22 protein-coding genes and 1 tRNA gene are annotated in these 23,287 nt (G+C 60.4%); 13 read left to right on the top strand and 10 right to left on the bottom strand.

Translation table 11 applies throughout. The annotated features are described in order from the left end of the window. Positions 1–37 precede the first annotated feature (37 nt). Positions 38–1,558: a polysaccharide pyruvyl transferase family protein gene (locus Q0X28_RS03425; RefSeq protein WP_298576539.1), complete on the top strand. Its 1,521-nt coding sequence runs from the start codon at positions 38–40 to the stop codon at positions 1,556–1,558. Positions 1,559–1,660: 102 nt separating this feature from the next. Continuing rightward, a complete protein-coding gene (locus tag Q0X28_RS03420) occupies positions 1,661–3,430 on the top strand; it encodes a hypothetical protein (RefSeq protein WP_298576538.1) in 1,770 nt (589 codons plus the stop codon). A 124-nt stretch (positions 3,431–3,554) separates the two neighbouring features. Here the strand turns inward: Q0X28_RS03420 and Q0X28_RS03415 are convergent, their stop codons facing one another. The 4 genes from Q0X28_RS03415 to Q0X28_RS03400 all read right to left on the bottom strand — a co-directional run bounded on the left by Q0X28_RS03415 (position 3,555) and on the right by Q0X28_RS03400 (position 7,573). Continuing rightward, on the bottom strand, positions 3,555–4,484 hold the full coding sequence (locus Q0X28_RS03415; protein WP_298576686.1) for a glycosyltransferase: 930 nt from the start codon (positions 4,482–4,484) through the stop codon (positions 3,555–3,557). A gap of 1 nt (position 4,485) precedes the next feature. Then, entirely contained in the window at positions 4,486–5,412 is a 927-nt protein-coding gene (locus tag Q0X28_RS03410; RefSeq protein WP_298576683.1) for an ABC transporter ATP-binding protein, read from the bottom strand. A 148-nt stretch (positions 5,413–5,560) separates the two neighbouring features. Continuing rightward, a complete protein-coding gene (locus Q0X28_RS03405) occupies positions 5,561–6,409 on the bottom strand; it encodes an ABC transporter permease (RefSeq protein WP_296239531.1) in 849 nt (282 codons plus the stop codon). A gap of 159 nt (positions 6,410–6,568) precedes the next feature. Then, on the bottom strand, positions 6,569–7,573 hold the full coding sequence (locus Q0X28_RS03400; RefSeq protein WP_298576537.1) for an NAD(P)H-quinone oxidoreductase: 1,005 nt from the start codon (positions 7,571–7,573) through the stop codon (positions 6,569–6,571). A 482-nt stretch (positions 7,574–8,055) separates the two neighbouring features. On the opposite strand from Q0X28_RS03400, the gene Q0X28_RS03395 reads away from it, so the two are divergent. The 6 genes from Q0X28_RS03395 to Q0X28_RS03370 all read left to right on the top strand — a co-directional run bounded on the left by Q0X28_RS03395 (position 8,056) and on the right by Q0X28_RS03370 (position 14,279). Beyond that, positions 8,056–9,120 carry a triacylglycerol lipase gene (locus tag Q0X28_RS03395; protein WP_298576536.1) on the top strand — a complete coding sequence of 355 codons (1,065 nt, stop codon included), beginning with the start codon at positions 8,056–8,058 and terminating at the stop codon, positions 9,118–9,120. A 291-nt stretch (positions 9,121–9,411) separates the two neighbouring features. Then, positions 9,412–9,498 (top strand) — tRNA-Ser (locus tag Q0X28_RS03390). Positions 9,499–9,668: 170 nt separating this feature from the next. Further along, positions 9,669–10,766, top strand: a complete 1,098-nt coding sequence (locus tag Q0X28_RS03385; protein WP_298576535.1) for a GDSL-type esterase/lipase family protein — start codon at positions 9,669–9,671, stop codon at positions 10,764–10,766. Between the two features lie 264 nt (positions 10,767–11,030). Beyond that, complete coding sequence (locus tag Q0X28_RS03380; protein ID WP_298576534.1) at positions 11,031–11,729, top strand: hypothetical protein; 699 nt, start codon at positions 11,031–11,033, stop codon at positions 11,727–11,729. A 69-nt stretch (positions 11,730–11,798) separates the two neighbouring features. After that, positions 11,799–12,488: a hypothetical protein gene (locus Q0X28_RS03375; RefSeq protein ID WP_298576533.1), complete on the top strand. Its 690-nt coding sequence runs from the start codon at positions 11,799–11,801 to the stop codon at positions 12,486–12,488. 177 nt (positions 12,489–12,665) lie between these two features. Further along, positions 12,666–14,279 (top strand): hypothetical protein, encoded by a 1,614-nt coding sequence (locus Q0X28_RS03370; RefSeq protein ID WP_298576532.1) that lies wholly within the window; start codon positions 12,666–12,668, stop codon positions 14,277–14,279. Positions 14,280–14,325: 46 nt separating this feature from the next. On the opposite strand, the gene Q0X28_RS03365 is transcribed toward Q0X28_RS03370, so the two are convergent. The 3 genes from Q0X28_RS03365 to Q0X28_RS03355 all read right to left on the bottom strand — a co-directional run bounded on the left by Q0X28_RS03365 (position 14,326) and on the right by Q0X28_RS03355 (position 16,807). Continuing rightward, on the bottom strand, positions 14,326–15,078 hold the full coding sequence (locus Q0X28_RS03365; protein WP_298576531.1) for a DNA alkylation repair protein: 753 nt from the start codon (positions 15,076–15,078) through the stop codon (positions 14,326–14,328). A gap of 236 nt (positions 15,079–15,314) precedes the next feature. Next, positions 15,315–16,409 (bottom strand): DUF5808 domain-containing protein, encoded by a 1,095-nt coding sequence (locus Q0X28_RS03360; protein ID WP_298576530.1) that lies wholly within the window; start codon positions 16,407–16,409, stop codon positions 15,315–15,317. A gap of 2 nt (positions 16,410–16,411) precedes the next feature. Then, positions 16,412–16,807: a GntR family transcriptional regulator gene (locus tag Q0X28_RS03355; RefSeq protein WP_298576529.1), complete on the bottom strand. Its 396-nt coding sequence runs from the start codon at positions 16,805–16,807 to the stop codon at positions 16,412–16,414. Between the two features lie 176 nt (positions 16,808–16,983). Between Q0X28_RS03355 and Q0X28_RS03350 the strand changes: the two genes are divergently transcribed. From Q0X28_RS03350 to Q0X28_RS03335, 4 genes are all read left to right on the top strand, one after another. After that, complete coding sequence (locus Q0X28_RS03350; RefSeq protein WP_298576528.1) at positions 16,984–17,517, top strand: hypothetical protein; 534 nt, start codon at positions 16,984–16,986, stop codon at positions 17,515–17,517. A gap of 247 nt (positions 17,518–17,764) precedes the next feature. Beyond that, complete coding sequence (locus tag Q0X28_RS03345) at positions 17,765–19,384, top strand: hypothetical protein (RefSeq protein ID WP_298576526.1); 1,620 nt, start codon at positions 17,765–17,767, stop codon at positions 19,382–19,384. Continuing rightward, positions 19,384–20,460, top strand: a complete 1,077-nt coding sequence (locus Q0X28_RS03340) for a hypothetical protein (RefSeq protein WP_298576524.1) — start codon at positions 19,384–19,386, stop codon at positions 20,458–20,460. The genes Q0X28_RS03345 and Q0X28_RS03340 overlap by 1 nt, the downstream gene beginning before the upstream one ends. Before the next feature lie 8 nt (positions 20,461–20,468). Beyond that, complete coding sequence (locus Q0X28_RS03335) at positions 20,469–20,963, top strand: hypothetical protein (RefSeq protein ID WP_296239498.1); 495 nt, start codon at positions 20,469–20,471, stop codon at positions 20,961–20,963. A 24-nt stretch (positions 20,964–20,987) separates the two neighbouring features. On the opposite strand, the gene Q0X28_RS03330 is transcribed toward Q0X28_RS03335, so the two are convergent. The 3 genes from Q0X28_RS03330 to Q0X28_RS03320 all read right to left on the bottom strand — a co-directional run bounded on the left by Q0X28_RS03330 (position 20,988) and on the right by Q0X28_RS03320 (position 22,253). Continuing rightward, a complete protein-coding gene (locus Q0X28_RS03330) occupies positions 20,988–21,338 on the bottom strand; it encodes a DapH/DapD/GlmU-related protein (protein WP_298576521.1) in 351 nt (116 codons plus the stop codon). Then, positions 21,328–21,588, bottom strand: coding sequence for a maltose acetyltransferase domain-containing protein (locus Q0X28_RS03325; RefSeq protein WP_298576519.1), 261 nt, complete (start codon positions 21,586–21,588; stop codon positions 21,328–21,330). Before Q0X28_RS03325 ends, Q0X28_RS03330 begins: the two co-directional genes overlap by 11 nt. Before the next feature lie 176 nt (positions 21,589–21,764). Next, positions 21,765–22,253, bottom strand: coding sequence for a glutathione peroxidase (locus Q0X28_RS03320; RefSeq protein ID WP_296239496.1), 489 nt, complete (start codon positions 22,251–22,253; stop codon positions 21,765–21,767). A gap of 323 nt (positions 22,254–22,576) precedes the next feature. Between Q0X28_RS03320 and Q0X28_RS03315 the strand changes: the two genes are divergently transcribed. Beyond that, positions 22,577–23,269 carry a hypothetical protein gene (locus Q0X28_RS03315; protein ID WP_296239495.1) on the top strand — a complete coding sequence of 231 codons (693 nt, stop codon included), beginning with the start codon at positions 22,577–22,579 and terminating at the stop codon, positions 23,267–23,269. Positions 23,270–23,287: the final 18 nt, after the last annotated feature.

Here is a 23,287-nt window from a genome sequence, read left to right as displayed (position 1 = left end):
CGCTGCACCCCGGCGGCGAGTTAGCTAGCCTGAAAAGGTGAGTGTTTCGTCCGTCCTCCGGAACCATCCCCGCCGCACCTGGCAGGCGGAGCGTCCCCGTACCATCTACCTGGTCGCCCCCGCCGGCGTCCCCAACTGGGGTGACGAACTCATCGTCGCCACCTGGCTGCGCTACCTCACCCGCACCCAACCCGACGCCACCGTCGTCGTGGACTGCCACAGTCCCGGCAAAGCCGCCGTCCTGCTGCGCGGCCTCCACCCCAACCTGGTGGTCACCAATACGCTGTGGGACCTGGTGGAGCGGGCCGGCCGGCAGATTTTCCCGCAGGGCGACACGGCCGTCACCGCAGATGAGGTCAACATCGACCAGTTGGTGGAACTGTGCGAGCTCACCCGCTCCTGGGTGCTGGACGGTGGGGCGCAGGCAGACTTAGCCTCCAACCTGGACCTGGTGGGCAATGCGGATGTGCTGCACGTGGTAGGGGGCGGCTACCTGAACGACATGTGGCCGCACCACGCGGCGATTGTCGGCGCGGTGGCGGCGGTAGCGGAGCGTGAGCGCCCGGAGGGGGAGCCGCGCCCACTGTTCGTGGCAACCGGTGCTGGATTAATGCCGCAGCGTCAGGGAATCATCCTGCCTTACTTGTTGCAGGCGGATGTGGTGACGGTGCGTGATGCGGCCAGTGCGGCCGTGTTGCAGCATGCGGTGGATGGCTTGGCCCGGCTGGAGGAGGAGGGCACGCGCCAGCCCCACCAGCCGCTGCCGCGGGCGGAGTTCTTCCTGGTGGGGGACGATACGTGGGTGGCTGTGGCCTTGGGAATTCTGGAGGAGGCCCACCAGCGTCAGGAGGAAGAGCGAGCTACGGCGGAGGCCGCTGCGGCGGCTCGCCCGGCGTGGGAGCGCTGGGTGGAGAAATTGCGGCAGCCGAAGAATCCGAGCCTGGCGAAGAACGCGGAGCCGGGCGCCGCCACCACTTCGGACCTGCCGTTGTTGGAGTGGGGGTTGAAGCATCTGTCCTGCGCAGATACTCATGGCCGTTTCCCGTACCACCCGGTGCCGCATGGCCGGTCCACAGTACTGTGCGTGCAGTCGGATCTAGTGGGGGATAAGGAGGCGCTGTGGTCCTGGGTGCGGGAGACGTTGACGGAGTGGCAGGTGACGGGGCCGGATTTGCTGGTGGTGGAGTGTATTCCTTATGGGGATTACGCCGTTTGGCAGCATGTGGTGCAGGAGTTTTTCCCGGGGGCGGAGTTTGTGCCGTTTGCGCGGTTGTGGCGGGAGGGCCTGCCGGTGGGGGAGCAGGTGCGGTGGTTGTCCACGCGGTTCCACCCGCATTTGTTAGCATCGGCTGCCGGCTGTGAGGGCGTGGCGGTGGACGCGCGTGGGGAAGGCTATTATGCGGTGAAGCATGAGAGTGTGCAGGCGGCTGGGTCGCTGTGGCCAGTAGTGCATCCGGTGGGGGTGCCGGCGCATCCACCCCACCACAGCTGTGATGTTTCACGCCGTGAAACTAGTGTGCGGCAGGCGTTGGAGCTCGCCGAAGACATTTATCGTTAACACGCCGGACAGACGTTACACCCTGCTCGCCGGACGCGGATCAGCGCCGTCACCAGCCCACCAATACGTGGAACCAGGTTCCAGAAGACTACTCTAAACACTATGACTTCCCCACGCCCCACCGACGCCAGCTCTATCGACGTCAACCCCACCGACGCCAATTCTGCCGCCGAGAATGCAGACGCGTCCGGCGCCGCTGCCGCCGTCACCAATGCTAGCTCCACCTCCGCGCCCCGCCGCATTGCCGCACCGCGCAGCCCGGAAGCCCACACCAGCACCGGGCAGAAAATCCGCTACTTCGTCTCCGCCACCATTAAGGTGCTGAAAGCGAACTCCGGCATGTTCCTCTCCTGCCTAGCCGCGGTACTGCTGGTGCTGCTGGCCTACGGTGACCAACTGGGTGGAGTGGAATTGCAGGCCGTCTACGACTTCCATGTGGTGGTGCTGCAGCTGGTGGGCCTGTGGTTGATGGTGACGGGCATTGGGGCGCTAGACGCTATGCCACGCGTCAACAAGTCCTTTAATGGCGCGGAGGGGATGCTGCGCTGGAATAAGATCGCCACACTGCTGGGCTTGGCGGTGGAGTGGCTGGCGTACGTGATGCGCCGCGCTGCCCTGGGAAGCACCCATAATACGGTGGACAAGCATGTGTCGGACACGGTGCTGCTAGTGATATTGGTGCTGGTGACGGTGCTGGCGGTACTGCGGTATGTGGGGCCGAATATGCGCCGGGCGCCGCGGCGGGGGCCGGGGGCGTGGATTGCCCGCATTCCGTTTGACGTCATCTACCCGGTGTTTAATGCGGCGACGGTGGTGCTGTGGGCGGTGTTGGCATGGCAGATGTGGGAGACGTCAGTGCTCAACCAGTCCATACCGGAGAACGCTGGTGCGTCCGGTCTGCCGTGTCTCCTGTCGGCCTACTGCCTGGTGGTGATTGCCGCCGCGCTGGTGGTACTGCGGGTGATGTTGGTGCAGCAGTTCCGCACGGACCGCCTCTACCCGGGCACGGTGGTGAAGTTGGCCTACCCCAACCCGGATACGGTCATTGTGAACGTGGAGTTGGAACCGCGGCTGCACCGAGGCCGCCCAGTAAGTTACTGGTATACCGCTGGGCAGTATTCCTACCTGGGTGTACCGGGGCAGAAGGATGGCCCCCACCCGTTTACGATGACGTCTATTCCGAATGTGGTGGGCCGTACTGGCCCTACTCAGCATGTTGGTGTGGGGTCGCGAATGCGGACGCAGGGTATGGCCTGGGACCGCCAGGTGGAGTATTGCATTAAGGCTGGCGGGAAGGGTTCTCGTTGGCTGGTGGATAACCTGTACGAGGGGATGCCGGTGACGGTGTCCACGCCGCGTGGGGGCGCGCACCCTGCCCATGGTGGAGTGCGCCAGTTGTGGGTAGCTGGTGGTATAGGCATTACCCCGTTTGTGGCGTGGCTGCGGGATTTGAATCTGGCAGCGGGGGAGGACTTCCCCGGCCATGTGACGTTGGTGTGGTCGTATCGGCCGTCGGAAAAGCCGGCGTATCTGAACCTGGTGCGCGAGTGTGCGCAGGGGTGGGGCTGGCTGACCTTAGTGGAGGTGGATACGGAGAGTGGGGAGCGGTTGACTCCGCAGCAGGCTCACCGCATTGCGTTCCCGCTGGAGGGTGACGAGTCCATGCCACTGTTGGCGGGGATGCCGACGGCTGGGGCGGTGGCGTTGTCCGGTGCGGAGGCGGTGGCGGGGGAGGCTGCTCCGCTGTACGGCGAGGACATCACCATCCATATGTGCGGGCCGACGGATTTGTGCGCCGACTATTCCACGTATTTCTTGGAGCAGGGTGTGAGCCCAGATCGTATGCATGTGGACGCGTTCCACATGCGCTAGCGGACGCTAAGCTGCTGAGCTGCCGTGCTACTGCGCCGCCGTGCCCCTGCCGCCGTGCTAATGGTGCGCGCCGGCGGTATTAATGCGCCGCACGCGCTGCACCGCCCTCACCCAGAGGGCAGCCTTACGGCATGCGGTAGAGCTTTTCGGCGCGCCCCAGCTTGCGGAGCCGGCGCCACTCCCGGAACCCGGCAAGGTCCCGCTGCTGCACCAGGAAGAACCAGGTGAAGCGGGCGTATTCCTGGAAGAGCAGGCTGCGTTTGCCGGGCATGGCCATCAGGAAGCCGCGGTTACGGTAGGTGTAGTAGCGCTTGGCGGGGCTATCCGGGTACTGGGCGTGCATCCGCCCACCCAGAATGGGTTTGAACTCGTCGGCCCCGTTGGGGTGCAGGTACGCGGTGGCCAGGCAGGTGCCGAATTTTAGGCCGCTGCGTTCCAGCCGCCGGTGCAGTTCCACTTCGTCACCCCGCATGAACAGCCGCAGGTCGGGGACGCCAACCGTGTCTAGGCAGCGGGCGCTGAAGAGGGCGCCGTTCATTAGGGAGGCGATGCCGGGTAGCAGAATGTTCTGGTGCTGGGGGTCATCGTCGTCGAAAAGTTCATCGCGTTTGCGCCGCCAGACCAGGCCTCGGCGCAGCGGGAAGGCGAGGGTGTTGGGGTCGTCGATGGTGCAGACCACGGGCGACACCTGGTCCAGCTGGTAGCGTTCGGCGCAGTCGAGGAGGGTGCGGAGGACGTCGGGCCCATCGGGGTGGCCGTCGTCGTCGGCGCACCATACCCAGTCGGCACCCAGGGCGAGGGCGTGCAGCATGCCGAGGGCGAAACCACCTGCCCCGCCGAGGTTGTGCTGGGAGGGCACGTAGGTGACGGCCATGCCGGTGCCGTTGTTGGCGGTGGCGCCGGCGTTCTCCAGCAGTGTTTTGACGGTTGGGTCGTTGCCGTTGTCGACGACGATGAGGTGGTCGAGGGGGCGGCTTTGGTGGGCGAGGATGTCCAAGGAGCGGCCGAGGACGTCCGCCCGGTTGTAGGTGACGACGACGCCGACAACCTGCATGCTATGCTCCTTCGCCCGGTTCGCCAGCGGCACTAGCGCCGTCATCAGCTGCAGCGCCACCGTCGCCAGCCACAGTGCCGTCACCAGTACCTGGCTGCTCAACACCCTGCGGCAGAATCAGCCGGCGCGAGTCGACACCGCGTTCCCGGTCCTCACGCTCCATCTGCGCAATAATGCCGGCCACGTGGTCGCCAGCCTCATTGCCTTCGTAGGCGCGCACCACTTCCTCCACGGACCCGGCAAGCACGGCCTCACCGTGGTCAATCCAGATGGCCTTGTCGCACAGCTGCGCCAGGAACTCGTTGGAGTGGCTGGCGAACACCAGCAGGCCGGAGCGCTGCACCATGTCCTTCAGGCGGTAGCGGGCTTTCCGCATGAACGCGGCATCCACCGCACCCAGGCCTTCATCCAGCAGCAGAATCTCGGGGTCAATGGAGGTGACGACGCCCAGGGCGAGGCGGATGCGCATACCGCTGGAGTAGGTGCGCAGCGGCATGTCCAGGTATTCGCCCAGCTCGGTGAACTCGGCGATCTCCTCCATTTTCTCTTTCATTTGCTGGCGGGTCTGCCCCAGGAAGAGGCCGCGGATGATGATGTTTTCGTAGCCGGAAATTTCTGGGTCCATGCCGATGCCCAGGTCGAAGACGGGGGCGACGCGTCCGCGAACGTCGGCAGAGCCGCGGGTGGGCTCGTAGATGCCGGAGAGGAGGCGCAGAAGCGTGGATTTACCGGCACCGTTGTGGCCGACCAGGCCAACCCGGTCGCCTTCCCGCAGGTGCAGGTTGATGTTTTTGAGGGCTTCCACCACGACGACGTTGCTGTTGTTGCGCCCGATGGCGCCGCCGGCGGCTCCCAGGAAGGTTTGTTTCAGGGAGCGGGTGCGGGCGTCGAAGATGGGGAAGTCGACGCAGGCATCGTAGGTGTCGATGGAGACGTCGGTGGTGCGGGGGGCGGGCCGGTGGAGGCGGTCGGAGAGGCTGACGTGGGCGGCGCGGCGGGCGGCTCGTTTAGCGGCGCGGGCGGCGGCTGCTTCGGCACGGTTTTCTTTGCGGCTCATGGTGGTGCTGTCTCCTCCCTTATACCCAGTAGGACACGCGGCCGCGTGCCTTCTTCATGACGAGGAGCATCAGGCCCCAGCCGACGACGGTGAACCCGAGGACGATGTACCAGTGGTAGGCGGGAACGTCAATGCCCATGAGGGGTGACCGGATGATTTCCAGATAGTGGTAGAGGGGGTTGATCTCGGCCAGGCGGGCGCGCTGGGACATGGTCTCATTAGCGTAGAGAGTATGTGTGGTCCACACGATCGGCGTCATGTAGAAGCACAGCTGCACCAGCGAATCGACCAGCGGGGCTACGTCGCGGAAACGGGTGGAGATAATGCCAAAGAACATAGCCACCCATACGCCGTTCAGCAGGAAGAGGAGCAGAGCGGGGAAGAAGAGGAGAGCATCCCATCCCAGGTGGGGGCGGAAGATGATCAACATGATGATGTAAATGATCATGTTGTGGGCCAGGAAAAGCGTTTGCCGCCACACCAGCCGGTAGACGTGCACACTGAGTGGGGCGGGCAGCTGTTTAATGAGGCCCTCGTTGGCGATGAACACCTGGGCGCCGTCTTGGATACACCCGGCGATGAAGCCCCACAGGATGAGGCCGAGGGTGACGTGGGGGAGGAAGTAGGAGAGTTCCTCTTTGAAGAGCAGGGAGTAGAGGAGGCCGAGGGCGACGGCCATCACGCCGGTGGCGATGGTGATCCAGAAGGGGCCGAGGGTAGAGCGGCGGTAGCGCTGCTTGATGTCCTGCCAGCCCAATTGGAGCCACAGTTGGTCGGATTTCCAGCCGTCCACGAGGTCGTCGAAGGCGCGCTTGAACGTGAAGGAGTCCGACTTGGGCGGTTCGCCTTCAAAGGTTTTCGCGAGAATACCGAGGCCGGTGTGGTCGTGATCGGGGATCACACCAGCAGTTCGTTCTACTTTGTGCACTCTTTGAGCCTACCTTCCTGGTAAGAAAAGTTAGGTACTGGACGCGTCACCAATACACCTCGGGATGGCGAAAAGGGGTGATATGGGGTGACGGTGTGGCTAGTGGCCGACGCGCAGGATGGACTTTCCGAGGGTGGTGCGGTTCTGGACGTCGGTGAGGACGTCGTGGGCTGAGCGGATGGGGACGCGACGCTGGATGACGGGCCTAATGAGGTCGGTGGCAAGGAGGGGCCATACATGCTGGGTGACCTGCCGGATGACCTCTGCTTTGGAGCCGGGGCCGGTGGCGGGACGGCTGCGCATGCTGGTGGTGATGATGGAGCCGCGTTTTCCCATTAGTCGTGGCATGAGAACGCCCATGTCGACAGGGTTGTCTAGTTTTCCTTGTAGGGAGACTGTGACAATTCTGCCCCCGGGGGCAAGGCTTTCAATGTGTTGGGCCAAATGCGATGCGCCCAACAGGTCGAAGATGACGTTGGCGCCGCCGAGTGCGCGGAGTGACATGACGGGGTCTTCGTCGTGATAGTTGAGGGCGACATCTGCACCCAAGTCCCAGCATAGGTTAACCCCTTGGTCGGTGCCGGCCATCGCGACCACTCCCGCATCGAGGGCTTTGGCTAACTGAATAGCGAAGGATCCCATGCCGCCCGATCCGCCTTCGATGAGGGCGGTGTTGCCAGGAGTCAGGTGGCCTTCCATGACGAGGGTGGACCAGGCGACGCAGGCAGCCTCCGGAAGTGCGGCGGCATCGACCAGGGTTATCCCCCGCGGGATGGGGAGAAGTTGCAGTGTGGGTGCAATCGCCAGCTCGGCGTAGCCACCCCCGTTGAGGAGGGCACAGCATTCATCCCCCACCTGCCAGAGTGAGCCTTCTGGTTGGTCTGGGCCCAGGGCGACGATCCTGCCGGAGCATTCGATGCCGGGGTAGGGTGCAACGCCGGCGGGCGGCTGGTAGCGGCCTTGGGTTTGGGCGAGGTCCATGCGGTTGACGGCGACAGCGGCCACCTGCAGGAGGACTTCTCCGGGGCCGGGTGTGGGGTCCGGTACGTGTTTCCAGGTGAGGGATCGGGGGCCGCGGCAGACGGGTAGGGCGTGCGCGTACATGATTCCTAATGGTAGCTAACGAAGTGCCACCTTGGACATGTGTACACATCGTGGAGTGGCACTTAAAGCATATGTTCAGTTGTGGTGAAACTGTCGATCGGGGGTGGGCCATGGAAGCCCTCTTTTTGCAGATGTGGGAATTCTTATTTCTGTAGATTTGGGAATTCTTAGACAAGCTCTAGGAGCTGTGTTCGCACCCGTTCTAATCAAGAAAATGTGCACCCAGTCCCACCCACTAAAAGTGGACGACAGAAAGCCGAGATGGTGACTGCCCGGTAAATTATTGTTAACAATTTCTGTTACGATTCAGTTATTTTGTGTTTCCATCTACACCTGGAGTGTTGCCAAATCTTCACAATGTCCTGGGCCGTTGCCACTAGCCTACGAGGATGAGGAAGGGAGCCTCCTGCCCTTTGCCTTCAGTCTTCTTTTCTCTCCCATTCCCATTTTTGTCATCTCCTCATTCGAAAGTTGTGATTTTCGTGAATCGTCACATCGCAACTGCAGCGCTTGCCGCGTCTGCTGCTCTCTGTCTTCTCGGAACTGCCGCCACCGCTAACGCTGCGGTCGTTGTTCCCACCACTCCGGACTCCAACACCGTCATGACGCCTCCCAAGGAGCAGACGCACGGTAACTCGGACTACGTGCCCAATAATTACATCCAGTCCACCCTCCGCATGGACGACCAGGTGAAGCGCCGTGCTCCCAAGGGCGCCAACGATTGGAGCTGCAAGCCCACCGCCGAGCACCCCAACCCGGTGATCCTGTTACACGGCTACGCCTCTAACCCCTATGTCGCATGGTCTGGACTCGCTCCCTTCCTCAAGGACCACGGTTTTTGTGTATTCGGTGCGGCCTACGGCACGGAGAAGAATAAGTCGCTGGCTGGCTACGTTCCCGGCTTCGATGGCATGGGCGAAACCTTCACCTCTGCCATGCAGATTGGACAGTACGTTGACGCCGTTCGTGAAGCCACTGGTGCCAAGAAGGTTGACCTGGTGAGCTGGTCCCAGGGTGGACTTATCGTTGATACCTACTTGCACTACTTTGGCGGAGCCGACGCCAAGAATCCCGCAAAGAACAAGGTGGGTCACTTTGTCAGCATCGCCGGTGCACACCACGGTTCCACTTTGAGTGGCGCGGGTGCTGCTCTTGCCAAGGTAAGTGACATTCCGGGTGCAGAAGCTCCTCTCCGTAAAGTCCTCGATGATCTAGCTGGCAAAGCTGCATTCCCAATGCTTCCCAACTCTGTATTGGTAGCGGATATGCTTGCCCGTGGTGATACCCTCCCCGGCGTTAACTACACCATCATCTCCTCCGAGTACGACACCATGATCACTCCGATTGAGAACACCTGGATGAAGGCTGTTCCCGGTGCTACCGTCACCAACGTGAACCTGCAGAAGGGCTGCCCGAATAACCATTCAGACCACCACGCCATCGTCTTCGATCCGCGTGCCTGGGACTACACCCTCATTGGTCTGGGTACCAAGGGTGTCACCCCGCGCTGCGTCACTACCCACCCGATGATCGCTACTGGCTTCTAAGGAAGAGCAAGTCCTCTTTCTAGAGGTGCCCGCCACGATAAAGTGGCGTGTACACCCAAATATATAGGTATACATGTGGTGGCCTTCTGCTCCGCCTGGCTGAGGGAGCAGAAGGCCACCACATGTGCATCCCAGTATCGACGACGCCACAGTCCACACTGGAAGCTAGGTGAAGGTCACGTACCTGTAAGAACTATCACCCTGTAGGCCTTTTATATACAGTGTGGCCTGCTCTGCTTTCGGGTTTCACAACTTGTCGGTACCATGGTGGGGTCGCCAGTGATGGCGTAGGGAAGTGTGGCAGAGCGGCCGAATGCACTCGCCTTGAAAGCGAGCGTCCGTTAGCGCGGACCAGGGGTTCAAATCCCTTCACTTCCGCCTTCGGGACACTCCAGATGAGGCCGGATTCCGGATCGAGTCTGGGGTTTTCCTTTTCACCTGCTAACTGGCCAGCAGCGAGTGGCTCGCGACTAGCTGCCGGCGCCCAGTGACCAGTATGCGGGGCAGAATAGAATACGAAGTTAGTTGTTCAAGAAGTTGGGAGTTCCATGCAGCGTAAAGACCTCTCTCACACGCAGCGCATGGGCATAGTGGCAGGAACCCTAGTAGCCACCCTCATCCTGGCCATATCCCAGCTGGCGACGGGCGGACTATTTACCTCCCATGAGGAAGCAATTATCGCCTCCACCCAGAATCCGCAGGTCGCTACCCACCAGCCGTCACCCACCGCACATAACTCCGAGAAGGGCACCCCCGACACTTCCACGGCAAAAAAGCGGCCTAAGAAGACGGCAACAACGAAGACCGCCACCCCCAGCGGTGAGATCGAGCTGCCCATCCCCACCCCCTACCCGGACGGCTACCCGATGGTGGTGTTCGGAGACTCCACCATGTCTCTGGCACCCACCAAGAAGCAGGTAAAAAACCCGGTGAGCAAGTGCAAGCACTACGAGGGTGCCTGGCCGCAGCTTGTCTCCGCTAAACTGGAGCTGCCCATGGCGGACCTCTCCTGTGCGGGCGCACGCTCCGGCCTCTATTGGAAACTCAACGCCAAGAAGTATGTGGGTCCCACCACCCGGCTGGTGCTGTTGAGCTTCGGCTCCAACGACCTACGCGTACAGAACCAGCTGGTCAGCGACAACGCCTTCCCCGGCACAGGCCCCTACCTGCCGCATGCGGAACAGAGCGAGGTAGAGCAGGACCTGGTGGAAGTACTGCAGGACATTCGTGCCCTGGCACCCAAGGCAATGATCGTCACCGTCGGCTACCTGCCACTGGTGGAAGGTGTTGCCTGCAAGAACCTGCCCAACATGACCCCCCTGGAGATGAAGCGAGTAGAGGACTTGCGGCGGGAGGCAGACGAATCTCTTACCAACGCAACCGCCCGGACGGCCGAATACAGCACCGAAATGATGCGTAACCGCGGCGTGGAGGTGGATAGTAGCGGCGTATTCAACATACCGTTCAGCGGCGTCACCGGCCACACCCTCTGCGCAGCCGACCCCGATCGGTTCATCCTCAACCACGAGAATGTGGGTGCTCGCTACCACTACACCGTTCCTGGCCTGCAGTATGTGGCCAAGGCAGTGGTGGAGCGCTACCAGGCGGAAGCGAAGCTGTGGGAGAAGCAATCCGCCAAACTGTAGCGGCCTGCCCGTAGGTTGCGGATATGCCCCTACGTGTGCCGCCCTCTCATAGGCCGCAGCCCTCCCCAACGTTTCATCCCTCCCATAGGTTGCAGCCCGCACACACCTAATTTCTTTTTCTGTTCCCGTAGGTGAGGGCGCATTTGTTGCGCCTGTGTGGGAATGTAGCTCCCCTGCGCGCGGGCGAGCCATGCTGTAATTTCCTGGTACTCACCGCAGCACCACAGCGCGGTTTCTACCACACCGCTGAAGGACAGCAGCCTCATGAACACCCGCAGCACTGCATCCTGCTATCTCGAACGCGCTATCTACGTGGTGGTGTTCATCGGACTTATCCTCTGCCTCGTCGGATGCGGTAGACAGTCGGTGTACTCCGAAGGCATCAGCGCGAGTACCGCCGCAGCGGGAGTTCCGGTGCAAAGTGATCCTGATCGGATTCATGCCAACCATGATCACGGTGCTGACCCGAACGTTGGAGTTCATGGCTTCAAGTCTGAACAAGAGTATTACGACTATAGAGCTCTAATACGCCAGTGGGGGATCAAGCAGATCCCCGATTGGCTGGCTGTCTGTAATCAGGTGAATGTTCCTGCTCTTAGGCGGGTGGGGTTTGATCCGCAGAAAGACCTCGATAGACGACATGGGGGTGCAGAGAAATATAACTGCTACTGGTTTAGAGATAATGGCCGGTTAGCGTTGTATTTTGGCCGGATCGATTCGTCGGAAACGGTACGGTCTAATCCTAAATTTGAGTATTTGCGTGCGGTGAAGCGCAATGGAGAGACCTACTACTTGGGGCATGTGGAATACACAGGAGAGGGAACAATTGCACAGACGTTCACCTGTTCACTCACATTCGACCGTGACGGTGTCGGTTACGTTGCTTCCTTTAATGGCAAAGACCCCATAACAGCTGATCAAGCCTGCGATGACTTGATGGCAATGATGGCTCCGCGAAAGTAACTTCCCCACGGGCTTGGCGTGTGTGGTTTAATGCTGCGCATAGTGCTCACTGTTGAAAGGTTTTACCTGATGACCTCCTATTTGTGCCCTCCTCTCCAGGGGAGGAAACTCACTGCTGTTGCTCTGGTCTGCACTGTGCTTGTTGGGCTGTCGGGCTGTAACAACCAGTCGGTACTCAGCACCAGCACTAGTGCTAGTTCATCGAGCAGCAGCCAGCGGGATCCCGACCGTATTTATGCGAACCATACTGAAGGTGTGGATCCAGACGCCGGGATTCGTGGCTTCAAGTCACATCAAGAAGTTGACGACTATAGAGCCCTATTACGCAAGTGGGGGCTCAAGCAGACCCCCGATTGGCTGGCTGTCTGTAATCAGGTGAATGTTCCTGCTCTTAGGCGGGTGGGGTTTGATCCGCAGAAAGACCTCGATAGACGACATGGGGGTGCAGAGAAATATAACTGCTACTGGTTTAGAGATAATGGCCGGTTAGCGTTGTATTTTGGCCGGATCGATTCGTCGGAAACGGTACGGTCTAATCCTAAATTTGAGTATTTGCGTGCGGTGAAGCGCAATGGAGAGACCTACTACTTGGGGCATGTGGAATACACAGGAGAGGGAACAATTGCACAGGCGTTCACCTGTTCACTTACGTTTGACCGTGACGGTGTCGGTTACGTCGCTTCTTTCAATGGCAAAGACCCCAAAACAGCTGATCAAGCCTGCGATGACTTGATGGCAATGATGGCTCCACGCCGCTAATCGACAGGGGAAGACACTGTTATGCAGGTTGATAACGACGAGCTTCGCAATCTCTGTACCCAGCTCAACCACCTTTTCGAAAACACGAATCTAACCATTACTGACCGTTGTGAATTCACTGGGCTATTTTCTGGACTTGCGTCTGTACAAAGCTTCTTTGACCAAATAAATGAACTCGTGACAGGACACCATGGGCTAAAAAAACTGGTGAAATGGCATCTCGAAGAAGGCCGGTGTGTTTCTACCGCATTGAAAAACCAATGCCGCGCGATTTGTCTCACGGATACGTCAACGCAAGGGGATCTCAACGGGACTTATGACAATCTCGCCTCAAAGCAGAAACACAAAGCCTGTCTGCCGCAGGATATGGGCGGCCTTGGGCATGGCGTGAAACTTCCTGACGGGCGTCTAATGCGGAGCTTCTCCAGCCGCGGCATCCCGCTAACAGAAGAGCCGTTGGGACAAGACGTCGACAGGCTCGCAGCAGAGTTCGCGAAGTTCGATTCAAGTGTTTTTTATGAGTGTGCAGGTGCTTGGCAGACAGCTAGCGAAACGCTCGTCACACTTGCCGACGACCTTCAGAAGATCGCTAATGATGTTGAGGGTGCAGGATCGAACGATGCATACACCCACGAGGCAGGCAGTGGCATGCGCCGCTGGGCGTCATCACTACGCCAACTCGGTAAGCAAGCTCACACGGTCAGCACACGGATCGATACGTTTGCTAAAAACTACGACTATGCCCGCATCGAGGTGAATGCGGTGGCTGATGAGTCGGATCGGGCGAAACGTAACGCGACCGAGGAGCGTCCCTATGATCCTGCGGTCTATATGGAGAAGGCGAGTGCTGTTCTGCGGGATCATTACAATCCTGAGCTTGTCCACGCGGATACGAGAAACATTGAGGTTCCGGTGCCGATCCGGGCGTTCCACCGTGATGACATGGTGCGTCTTCCCGCTCCTCCCAAGCCTGCCCCAGCAGCACCCGTTAGTGTGTGTGACCTGCCTCCCATCGCGGCCAACCTTGATGGTGTGATGTCTGCTCCCACCCAGCCGGTCGCCCCGCCCCCGGACACCAAGGATATTCGCAAGGTGACTCCGCGGGAGGGGATGCCGCCGGCAGAAACCACACCAAACATGGTTGGCCCACTATCGCCAGGGCAGGGGAGCACCATCGGGTCGGTTGGTGGCCCCACCGGCATGACACCCGGCGGTGCACCTTCCCCTGTAGCCCCTGCTGGAACCAACGCGGCGGCTGCGGGCCCTGCGGGGATGCAAACCCCACAACCCAATGCTGGTTATATGGGCGGATATCCCGGCCGCTGGACCAACCCCAACCACGGCACAGGCGACAACCGGGAGTCGCGCCCCAACACGAGTGTTCTCGTCGGTGGTGGCGCTTTTGGAGCTGGTTTAGGCGCTGGATCTGTCGGACGTACAGGCTCGATGCCGGGAACCTCGGGAATCGCGTCTGGTATGGGTGCGAAAGGTGCTGGCATTGCTAGTACGAACCCCAACACCCCCACCGGTTCTAGTGCGAAGACCCCCACAAACGCTGGTTCTTCCGTCAAGGGTGCTGGCACTCCCGGTACCGGCGCGGGCCGCCCTGGCATGGGCGGCATGCCCGGCGCACCAGGCGCAGCAGCCAGCCAAGGCACCACCAACAAGAGCAAACGCCGCCGCCCCCGCCGCTCTGCAGAAAATACCGAACGCATCCTCCCCCAACCCGGCAACCTCCCCCGCGGCATCATCCGCCACCCCGACGACCCCCTCTATGGCACCGGCAGATAAAACCAGCCGTCGGAGCCGGTTGCAACCGCTAGCACAGGCCTTTAACTCAAGCGTGCCCGCTGCGGATAGATGCCCGCAAGGCGCGCAGTTCGGTTTTGTCGTCGGCACTAATCCGCCGGGACTCGATACTTTTCTGTATCGCCTTCAGCCGCGCCTCCACACTCAACGGCACCCCGGCAGTCTCGGGGTCCCGCAGGACAGGCCAGATGGCGTCGGGTTGAGTGGCAAGCGCAGTCGCCAGATACCAGCCTTGCAGCATATGGCTGTAGTAGTCCTGGCTGGGGATGCGGGCGATCCACTGCAGGTGTTCGGTCCGGAAGAGGTCCCGCAGATAGTTGGCCATCAGCAGCACCCCGCCCACCCGGGATGTGTAAGTGTGGGGATCTGCCAGCCAAATGTGCAGGTGTGGTTCGAGCCGTTGGAGTTCCCCCATGGTGAACTTCGGCCCAGCTGCGTCGCTCACCATCCAGTTGGTGATGTGCGGCAGGAAGGGTTCCAGCGCAGCAGTGTAGCTGTCAGCCTCCCGCAGCTGGTTGAGTAGCAGCATGTGCAGAAGGTTTTCTTCCAGGTAGCGGTGGGGGAGGTCGGCCAGGAAGGCGTCCGCCAGGGGTCGGTTGTGCCGCCAAAGTTCTTGAGCGAGCTGTCGCAGGGTGGGGATGCGGATGCCCAGTAGCGTGTCGGCGGATTCTGTGGGGACGAGTCGCGCGTTGAAATCCCGCAGGGATGGTTCGCCCAGTTCCTCCAGCTGTGCGCAGAGTTCCCTCACGCTGCTGGCCTGGATGGTGATGTGCTCGCCCATGCCGCTTCTCCTTTGTGTTGTGTGGTGACGGCCACGTTCCGGGCCTAACGTGGGTTTCTTGCGGATGGGTTGACCCCTCACTGGCGGGCGATCTCCCGTCAGTGAGGGGTTTACTTCTCTACAAAGTATCGGTGAGATTACCGGTGAAGGCCTGTCGAATGTTCTGCAAGGAACCGTTGACGCTGGTGAGGAACACAACCCGGGGTACTTCACATGATGTCACTACGTGTTTACGTCTACCAGATGAAGGCCGGTACGCAGATCAGCGCTGCTACTGCTACGAGCATACCCAGTGCTAGCAGTACACCGCGCGGGTTGCCCCAGTTGACATCTATGCCAACGCCTGCACGCCGATCCACGAACATTGCCGGATCGTCCTTGTTCACGTAAAACAGGCCCAACCGGTAGAACTCATCCTGGTTACGGCCATCCGCATCATCTGGGTCTACTGGAACAGAGCGGCCTACCCGCACCATATGTGCCAGCATCGCCACAATGGGTACTAGGAGTAGTGCAACGCCAACAAACGTTACCGCCTTCGTCGCATCCGCAAACGGCGGCATTACCGACAATGCCAGCGCACTCAACCCGAGGGAGTAGCACACCGTTACCCACCCCAAATCCTGCTGCATTGCTTCAAACAGCAGTCCTGCGCGTAGTCGTGCGGATCGTGAGGTGGCAGTGCGGAATCGCCCAGGGTTAAACGCCACAAGTAAGGCCGCCAGCAGCAATATGGTCACTAGTCCGAGGGTAAAAAAGACGGGACCAAATACAGTGCCCACATTTTTCGCCACCATATCGCCAGCAGAGCTATTGGGGTCGGGTATCGAAGATGGAATTGCGTCCCACCGCAGCCACAACACCAGCGCGGTAAGGGCGGCCACCACATACGCTCCTACATAGAGTGGCCACGGAACTGGTACTCGCGGCATCGCATTGGCGGGGGTGCCTGGCGTTACTGAGCCGGCAACCTCCACGCGGGTATCGTCAAACCAGCGCTCTTCTGCCTTTTTCTGGCGGATGATCTGGCCAGCCCACCACCAGGTAGGCATCAGTGACAGGACCTGTAGCATTATGAACACGGACAACACCACAGCAGCCTGCTGCTCCGGTAAAACAAGCCCGCACACGATAACAATCGCAGCAAGCGCCACGGCCACCACAGCGTTCGTGATATGGAAGCGGCGCCAGCCGGCACCAATAACGGGATCATTTCGGTGTGCCACCGGCACGCTCACACCTAGTGGGCTGTTGTGGGGGACCAGTGCTGGCAGACTGAGCCATAGTAGGGGAACAATCGCGAATAGTAGCGCAGACAATGCAATGGACATGGCTACACGCCCTTCTCTTCTGTCGTCGTTGTAAAAGATTCCAAGACCGTGTTGACCTGTGTGCTTATATCGTCTGGAGTAACACCTTGGCAGTGAGCCTTCGCCAATAGGGTTGTTAACTCGGTTTGGAACTGTGCAACATGGTCTGGGTGTGGAGTGGTATTCTCCACTACCACGCTTCCTTCCCGCATTGATGTGGTGATGATGCCTTCTGCTTTCAGTAGGTCATAGGCTTTCTTTACGGTGGCGGGATTGATACCGAAATCCGTAGCTAGCGAACGCACTGGGGCTAGTTGTTCGCCGGGGCGGATAGTGCCTTGGGCGATCGCCTCTACGATGCGGTCGTGAATTTGCTGGAAAATGGGTATCTCAGAATGTGGGTTGATGGTGATGATCATGGTGTATCCTTACACAAGGTCCATCTTGTATCCCTTGTATTAGTAATAGTAACACAAGGGTGTGTGTTCGGTGCAAGAACAAATCGACAAAACACCATCACCAAAATGGATGGAACATTTCCAGACGCTCGTCCGTTCTACATAATGACAACACCACCAATCGGGGAAGAACCACCATGAACACCATGCTTCTCGCTGCAAACGAACTCGAATACGGCATTTCTGTCACTGCCGTCATCCTGAGCGGCATCGTCGGCCTCTTCGGAATCGCCATCTTCATCTGGGCCATCGTCCGCGTCATCCAACTCCGCAACGTCGACGTCGCCGGCCTCCCCTGGGTCGCCTGGCTGCTCATCGTCCTTATCACCGGAAACATCGGACAAATCGTCTTCATCGTGCTGTCTTACTACCACGAGAAGAAACAAAAAGAAGCCGCCGCCAACGGCCTCTACTACGACGGACACAAGTACTACGCACCCATCAACCCCACCGGCGACAACCCCGCCGGAACCCCCAACGGTGCAGCACCCTTCAGCAACCCCGTCTACCCGCACAACCCCGGCCCGTCCTTCAATAACACCTTCCCCTACCCTGGCCCGTACTTCGCCGCCCCCACCGACGGCCCCACAGGCCCAGCACACCCTGCAGAACCCGACAATCACACCAAGAAAGACGGCCCCATCGAACCCCCCACCTCCTCCGACAAATAAACGCTTTCTCCGAGAACTCCACACTGCACCCCACGCACACTCAGCGTGGGGTGCAGCCTATTTAGCTATGTAGCCCAAAAAACTTTCCCACCAAAAAACAACGTCCCTAAAACCAACAAAACCCCAGTTCAAACGTAAAAAAGGAACACACAACCCCACAGAAACCCAAAAGTAGGTCCCCACCGCATCCACACCCCCAACTACACTGCTGCGCGACCCATTCAAACACACCGTTGGAATTGAGCGCATGAAGAAAACTCACTCGCTCCCTGTAGCCCTCGCACTCACCGCCACCCTTGGCCTCGGACTAGCCCACGCCGACGTCGACACCACCCCCCAGTTCGGCCCCGACAAAGCCCCCTCCGAAAGCCAAAACCAGAACCCCAACCAGGGAACCGGCAACACCTACAACCAGCCCCCAGAGTATTACCCCGTATACCCCACCTACCCCGCCGCACCCGCACCCAAACCCAGTAAACCGGCGCCGAAACCCTACAAGGGCCTCTACCTCGTCAACAAAGGGGAGACATTCAAAGCCACCGTCGCCGACAAGAAAGCCCTTAAAGCGGCAGCGAAGAGTGGTGCAGAACACGCCGTCAACGGCTTCACCGCACCCACTTACCTTCCGCGGATCCCCGCGATCCTGCTCCGCGACCCACAGGCACTGAAAAATGATCCCCAGATTCTCAAGAAAACAGCCGCTGCCATAGCATTCCCGGCCGCCGGTGCCATACTCGTTGGCGTACCGGCCGCCGCCGCCGGAGCTGTCGTGGGCGGCGCAGCTGGAACACTCATCGGCGCATCCACCCTGCCCATCGCCACCGTGATCGGTGGCGCAGTACTCGGTCTCACCGCAGGTACCGCCCTCACCGTTGCGCTCACAGTCGCTGGAGCAATGAGCGGCACAGCCCTCCTTGGCGGAGCCGCATTCGTGGGCGGCGGAGTCGGTGGTGCAGCTGCCGGTGCACTCGTCGGCCTTGCCGTTGTTGGCACGGTGGGTGCAGCCGGAGTCGGCGGTGCCGCAGGTGCCGCAGCAGGAGGAATCTGTGCAGCTGTCGGCGCTGCTCTTGCCGGAGTTGGCGCCGTCATCGGTATTCCCTGTGCAGCTGTCGTGGCCGGTGTTGGCGCAGTCGTCGGAGGTGCCGTCGGTATCGGGGGCGGATCGGCCGTCGGTGCCGTACTTGGCTCAGCAGGTGCCGTACTTGTTATCCCCGGCGCAGCCCTTGGTTTCGTCGGCGGCGCACTAGCTGGTGCAGCCACAGGCGTCGCCATCACCGTGGCAGGAACTGCTGCACTCACCGGCCTTGGCCTCGGCGCCGGCCTACTACTGGGAGCACCCGTCGGACTGGCAACCGGGGCACTCGCCGGAGGAACTCTCGCCGGAACCGCCGGAGCACTTTTCGGTGCGACAGTCGTTGGCGGCGTAGCCCACGCAGCTGTCTCCGGAGTGACGGCGGCCGTCGTCTCCCTGGAGAACTCTGCCCGCGCACGGGACAACTATGTCCCCGTCGATGCCGACCGTTACCCGCTGGACTACTCCAGCGTGCCGGAGAACGTGAAGGCCACTTTCCAGGACATCAAGGAGATCCCCACCCTGATCAAGCAGCGTGCTAATAAGGCCGGGCTGAAGCGCGACAAGACCGGCAAGCTCGGCAAGTCCGGAAAGCTGGACAAAGTAGGGAAGCTCGGCAAAGTCGGAAAGGTCTACAAAGTCAGCAAGAAGGCTGGAAAAGCTGGCCAGGTAGGGAAGCTCCCCACCGACAAACCGATGAAGAAGCCAAACAAGAGTGACCTTAACAAGGACGCCAAGCAGTTCCAGAAGAAGCTCGACAAGGCCTTCCACACTCCCAAAAAGGACAACAAGTAGTGCTTTTTGATAGCGACTGGCGGGACTGGCTCAGCCAGTGGGACGCCAACGGAGCGACGACAGGAAACCGCCCCACCGGATTCCCCAACCGCCCAACCACCACCGAGGCAACCGCCGGCACTCCTGGCACCGCTGGCGCTCCCAACCCGCGATACGCCTCCACCACCGCCGGCCCACTCCTCAGCCTCGACGACGCCCTCGCCGCCATCCCGGCCAGCACCACCGCCCCCACAAAATCCTCCAAGGGCTCCCAAAATCCTCAATCCCGGAAAGCACCCAACACCCGGAAAGAACCCCAGGCACCCAAAAAACAACAAGAACCCAAAATCCCCGCAACCCGCAGTGGCACACCCGAACTCATAAAAAAACGCCTCATCTACGCGGGAGCACTCCTCACCCCCACACTCATCCTCGCCCTCGGGCTAGGGCTCGGACTCACCCACAGCCACACCACCAAGGGCACCCAGGCGGCTCCCACCACCACAACCGCCGCCCCCTCTACCACACAATGGTGCATCCCCCAGTCCGCCAACCCCTACATCTCCAACGCCGGCGGCACCATCATAACTCCCGAAGGGCTCCTCGCCACCATGGAGCAGCAATACTTCGGCACCCGCTCCGCCCCCGGCGTCATGGCCCTCATCAGCGGCGACTGGGTAGACACTCAAACCGTCACCAGCACCATCGACTCACTTCCCCAACAACCACTCGAATGGTGCACCACCATCCGTCCCGCAGAACCAGGCTGGTACACCGTCATCGTCGACTGGCGCCCCAAAGGTGACGAACACCACAACAAAACCTGGGTAGGGGACTACCACGTCCAAAACCTCCCCGGCGTAGGCCTCCGTATCACCGGAATGCGGCCCAACCTCAAAGTCGTCGAGGAACTCCGCAAAAAAGAAGAAGCCAAAAAAGCCGCCGAAAAAGCAGCTAAAGAAGCTGCAGCACAAGCCGCAAATGAAAAAGCCGGGAAGAAACCCGGCACCCAGCCTAACGGTACTCCTCCACCCAACGGTACCTTGCCCCACGGCGTACCCGCCCCTCAGCCCACACCCCCGCCTGCCCGAAACTAGGTAACACCATGGCCATCCCACTCATCCACCTCGTCGGCACCTACCCCGGCTGCGGCGTCACTACTCTCGCCCACCTGTGGGGGGATAGCGCAGACGAACGTCCCCTCGATTCACCCCTCCCCGCCAAAGGTAGCCCCTGGATCGTCCCCATCATCATGGGCGTCTACCACCCCATGCAGCAAAGCATCAGCATCGTCCAATACCTCGCCGGCATCCCCCACCTCCGCATAGGTGGCATCCTCATCCGCCCCTGCAGTGCCGAACCCACCCTGGACCTCAACGAAAGCATCGTCCACCTCCGCGGAGTCGTCGGCAACGCCCCCATCCAGCGCCTCGACTACCACGAAGACTTCCCCACTAAAGACATCGCAGACCTCCCCCAATGGGACTTCCGCCGCCCCACCCCCAAACGCTTCGGCCGGGACCCCTGGTTCCGCACCTTCAGCCAATTCGCCGAAATAACCGACTACGTCGTCCGCACCGAACGCAGCAACCCCAGCTAAGCGCCTACAGAAACCCCAGCTAGGCTAGGCACCCAACGTCGGATTCCCCGGCTCCTCCGGCTGGTGCAACACCCGTACCGGCCGACACGGCGTACCCACCGCCAGCACATTCGCCGGAATATCGCGCGTCACCACACTGCCCGACCCAATCACACTGTTCTCCCCAATCGTCACCCCCGCACACACCGTCACCCCAGCCGCAATCCACACATTGTCGCCCACCACAATCGGCGCGGATCGCTCCCACCCAGCAGCCCGCATCTCCACATCATCAATCGGGTGAATTGGCGTCACAAACTGCACCCGGGACCCCACCTGCACACTATCCCCCAACGTCACCGTATTCGTATCCAAAAACAGCGCATCAAAATTCACAAAACAGTCCCGCCCCACACGGATATTGAACCCAAACTCGCACACCAGTGGCTGCCCGCACCACCGATCCCTCCCCAAACTCCCCCCACAGGCCACGCAGAATCTCCGCCCGCAGCGCATCCTCTTCCACGCGTGTAGCGTTAAACCGCGCCAGCTCCCGCTGACACTTTGCATACGCCTCCGCCAAATCTGGATCCTCGGCGGGGTTGTACCATTCGCCGGCCACCATGCGTTCTAAGTGCAAACCCATACCCTCATTCTGCCAAAACAGGCCCGGCGTGCAGGTAACTTGCCTCCGCCGTATTTGTTCCGACCGAACCTGCCCCGACTGAACCTGCCCCGTCCTGTGGGCAGAAAAAAGCGGCGCGGTAGGCGTGTAACCTATCCGCGCCGCTGGCTGCCTCGCTCGGAGGCAGGCTACCGATGCTACTTAGCCAGTGCCGCCTCAATGTCGGAAGCGATCTTGGAGGGCTCGGTGGTGGGGGAGTAGCGCTTCAGGACGGTGCCGTCGCGACCAATGAGGAACTTGGTGAAGTTCCACTTGATCTTGCTGGCCAGCACACCCTTCTGCTGGGACTTCAGGTAGGTGTAGACGGGAGATTCGTTGTCGCCGTTTACGTCTACTTTGGCCATCATGGGGAAGCTGACGCCGTAGTTGAGGCGGCAGAATTCGCTAATCTCCTGGTTGGTGCCGGGATCCTGCTGGGCAAATTGGTTGCAGGGGAAGCCAATAATGTAGAAGCCGCGGTCCTTGTATTCCTGGTAGAGGTTCTCCAGACCATCAAACTGTGGGGTGAATCCACACTTGGAGGCTGTGTTGACCACTAGCAGTACCTTGCCGGAAAAGTCGTCAAGGTTGATGGTGTCTCCGGCAGTGGTTTGGACCTGGAAATTCTGGTTGTAAAACCCGCTCACAATATCTCCTTGTGTAGTGCGGTATGGGTTTAGTGGGAGCCAGCTGTTGTAGTTATCTTTGTGTGGATTGTGCCGGTTGGCACTGCTGGGCCGAGGGCCCGGTGGACCACTGCCTGGCGGCCCACCAGCTCAGCAGCTCGACGACCTTGCAACCTAGTGGACGGATAGCCCGGTCGTTTGGCGATCATACCCGTGAAAAACTATCCACCTGATAGTAACAACAAAATTGTTTGATGATTATTCCCGCATCGATACGGCAGCGCGCTCGTCTGCCGGTAGCCTGGGGGAGAGAACTTATTCGGCCACCCCTGCCTAGGAGAATCATGCAGCCCCGCAGCCTCGCAACCCGCCTTATCGCACCGGCGGCTGCCGTCTTTCTGGCCCTTACTGTGGCCGGCTGCGGCTCGGAAGTAGAGGGCACCGCCACGAGCCAATCCACCGCCAGTTCCAGTGCGCAGAGCACTGGGCAGCAGAGGTCCACGCAGCAGGGTGACAAGTCCGCTAGCTCCGGTAGTTCGTCTGCTACTACGGCGAAGAGCCGTGCCTCGTTGGAGGTGACGGAGGACCTGGGGTTGAATCGTCGCCTGGGTGCGCCGGAGCGCCGACTGTCTCGCTGCAATGCCCCGTCTCAGCACTCGTTGCCACGGGGGAAGGCAGCAGCGGTGTTTACGAGTTCCCGTGGGGGCCTGCTCGTCAAGTATGTGCTGGCGGGCCAGTTGGATTCGTCTAAACTGTCGCTTTTTACCTTCGCTACCAACCAGGGGAAGAATCAGCGTCTGGTGGGGGTGCGGAATGGGGTGATCGCCCGTAACTCGGCGGTGGTGGCGCAGTCTTCCACTCCGAAGGTGAAGGGTGAGTACCAGTACCGTGGATGGACGCGCATGGAGCCGACGGCGGATGGGATGATCCTGTGGGTGGAGATTCCGCCGGATATTTCCCCGGCATTCCAGACGAATATGTGGACGGCGTCGCTGACGGTGGACGGCGTGATCGTCTCTTCCTGCACCGTCGGCTAGGACAAGTCGGCTAGGTTG

Source organism: uncultured Lawsonella sp., assembly GCF_947252745.1.
Lineage (GTDB): Bacteria > Actinomycetota > Actinomycetes > Mycobacteriales > Mycobacteriaceae > Lawsonella.
Note: the sequence above shows the minus strand (reverse complement) of the source record. Positions and strands in the feature narration are given on the sequence as shown.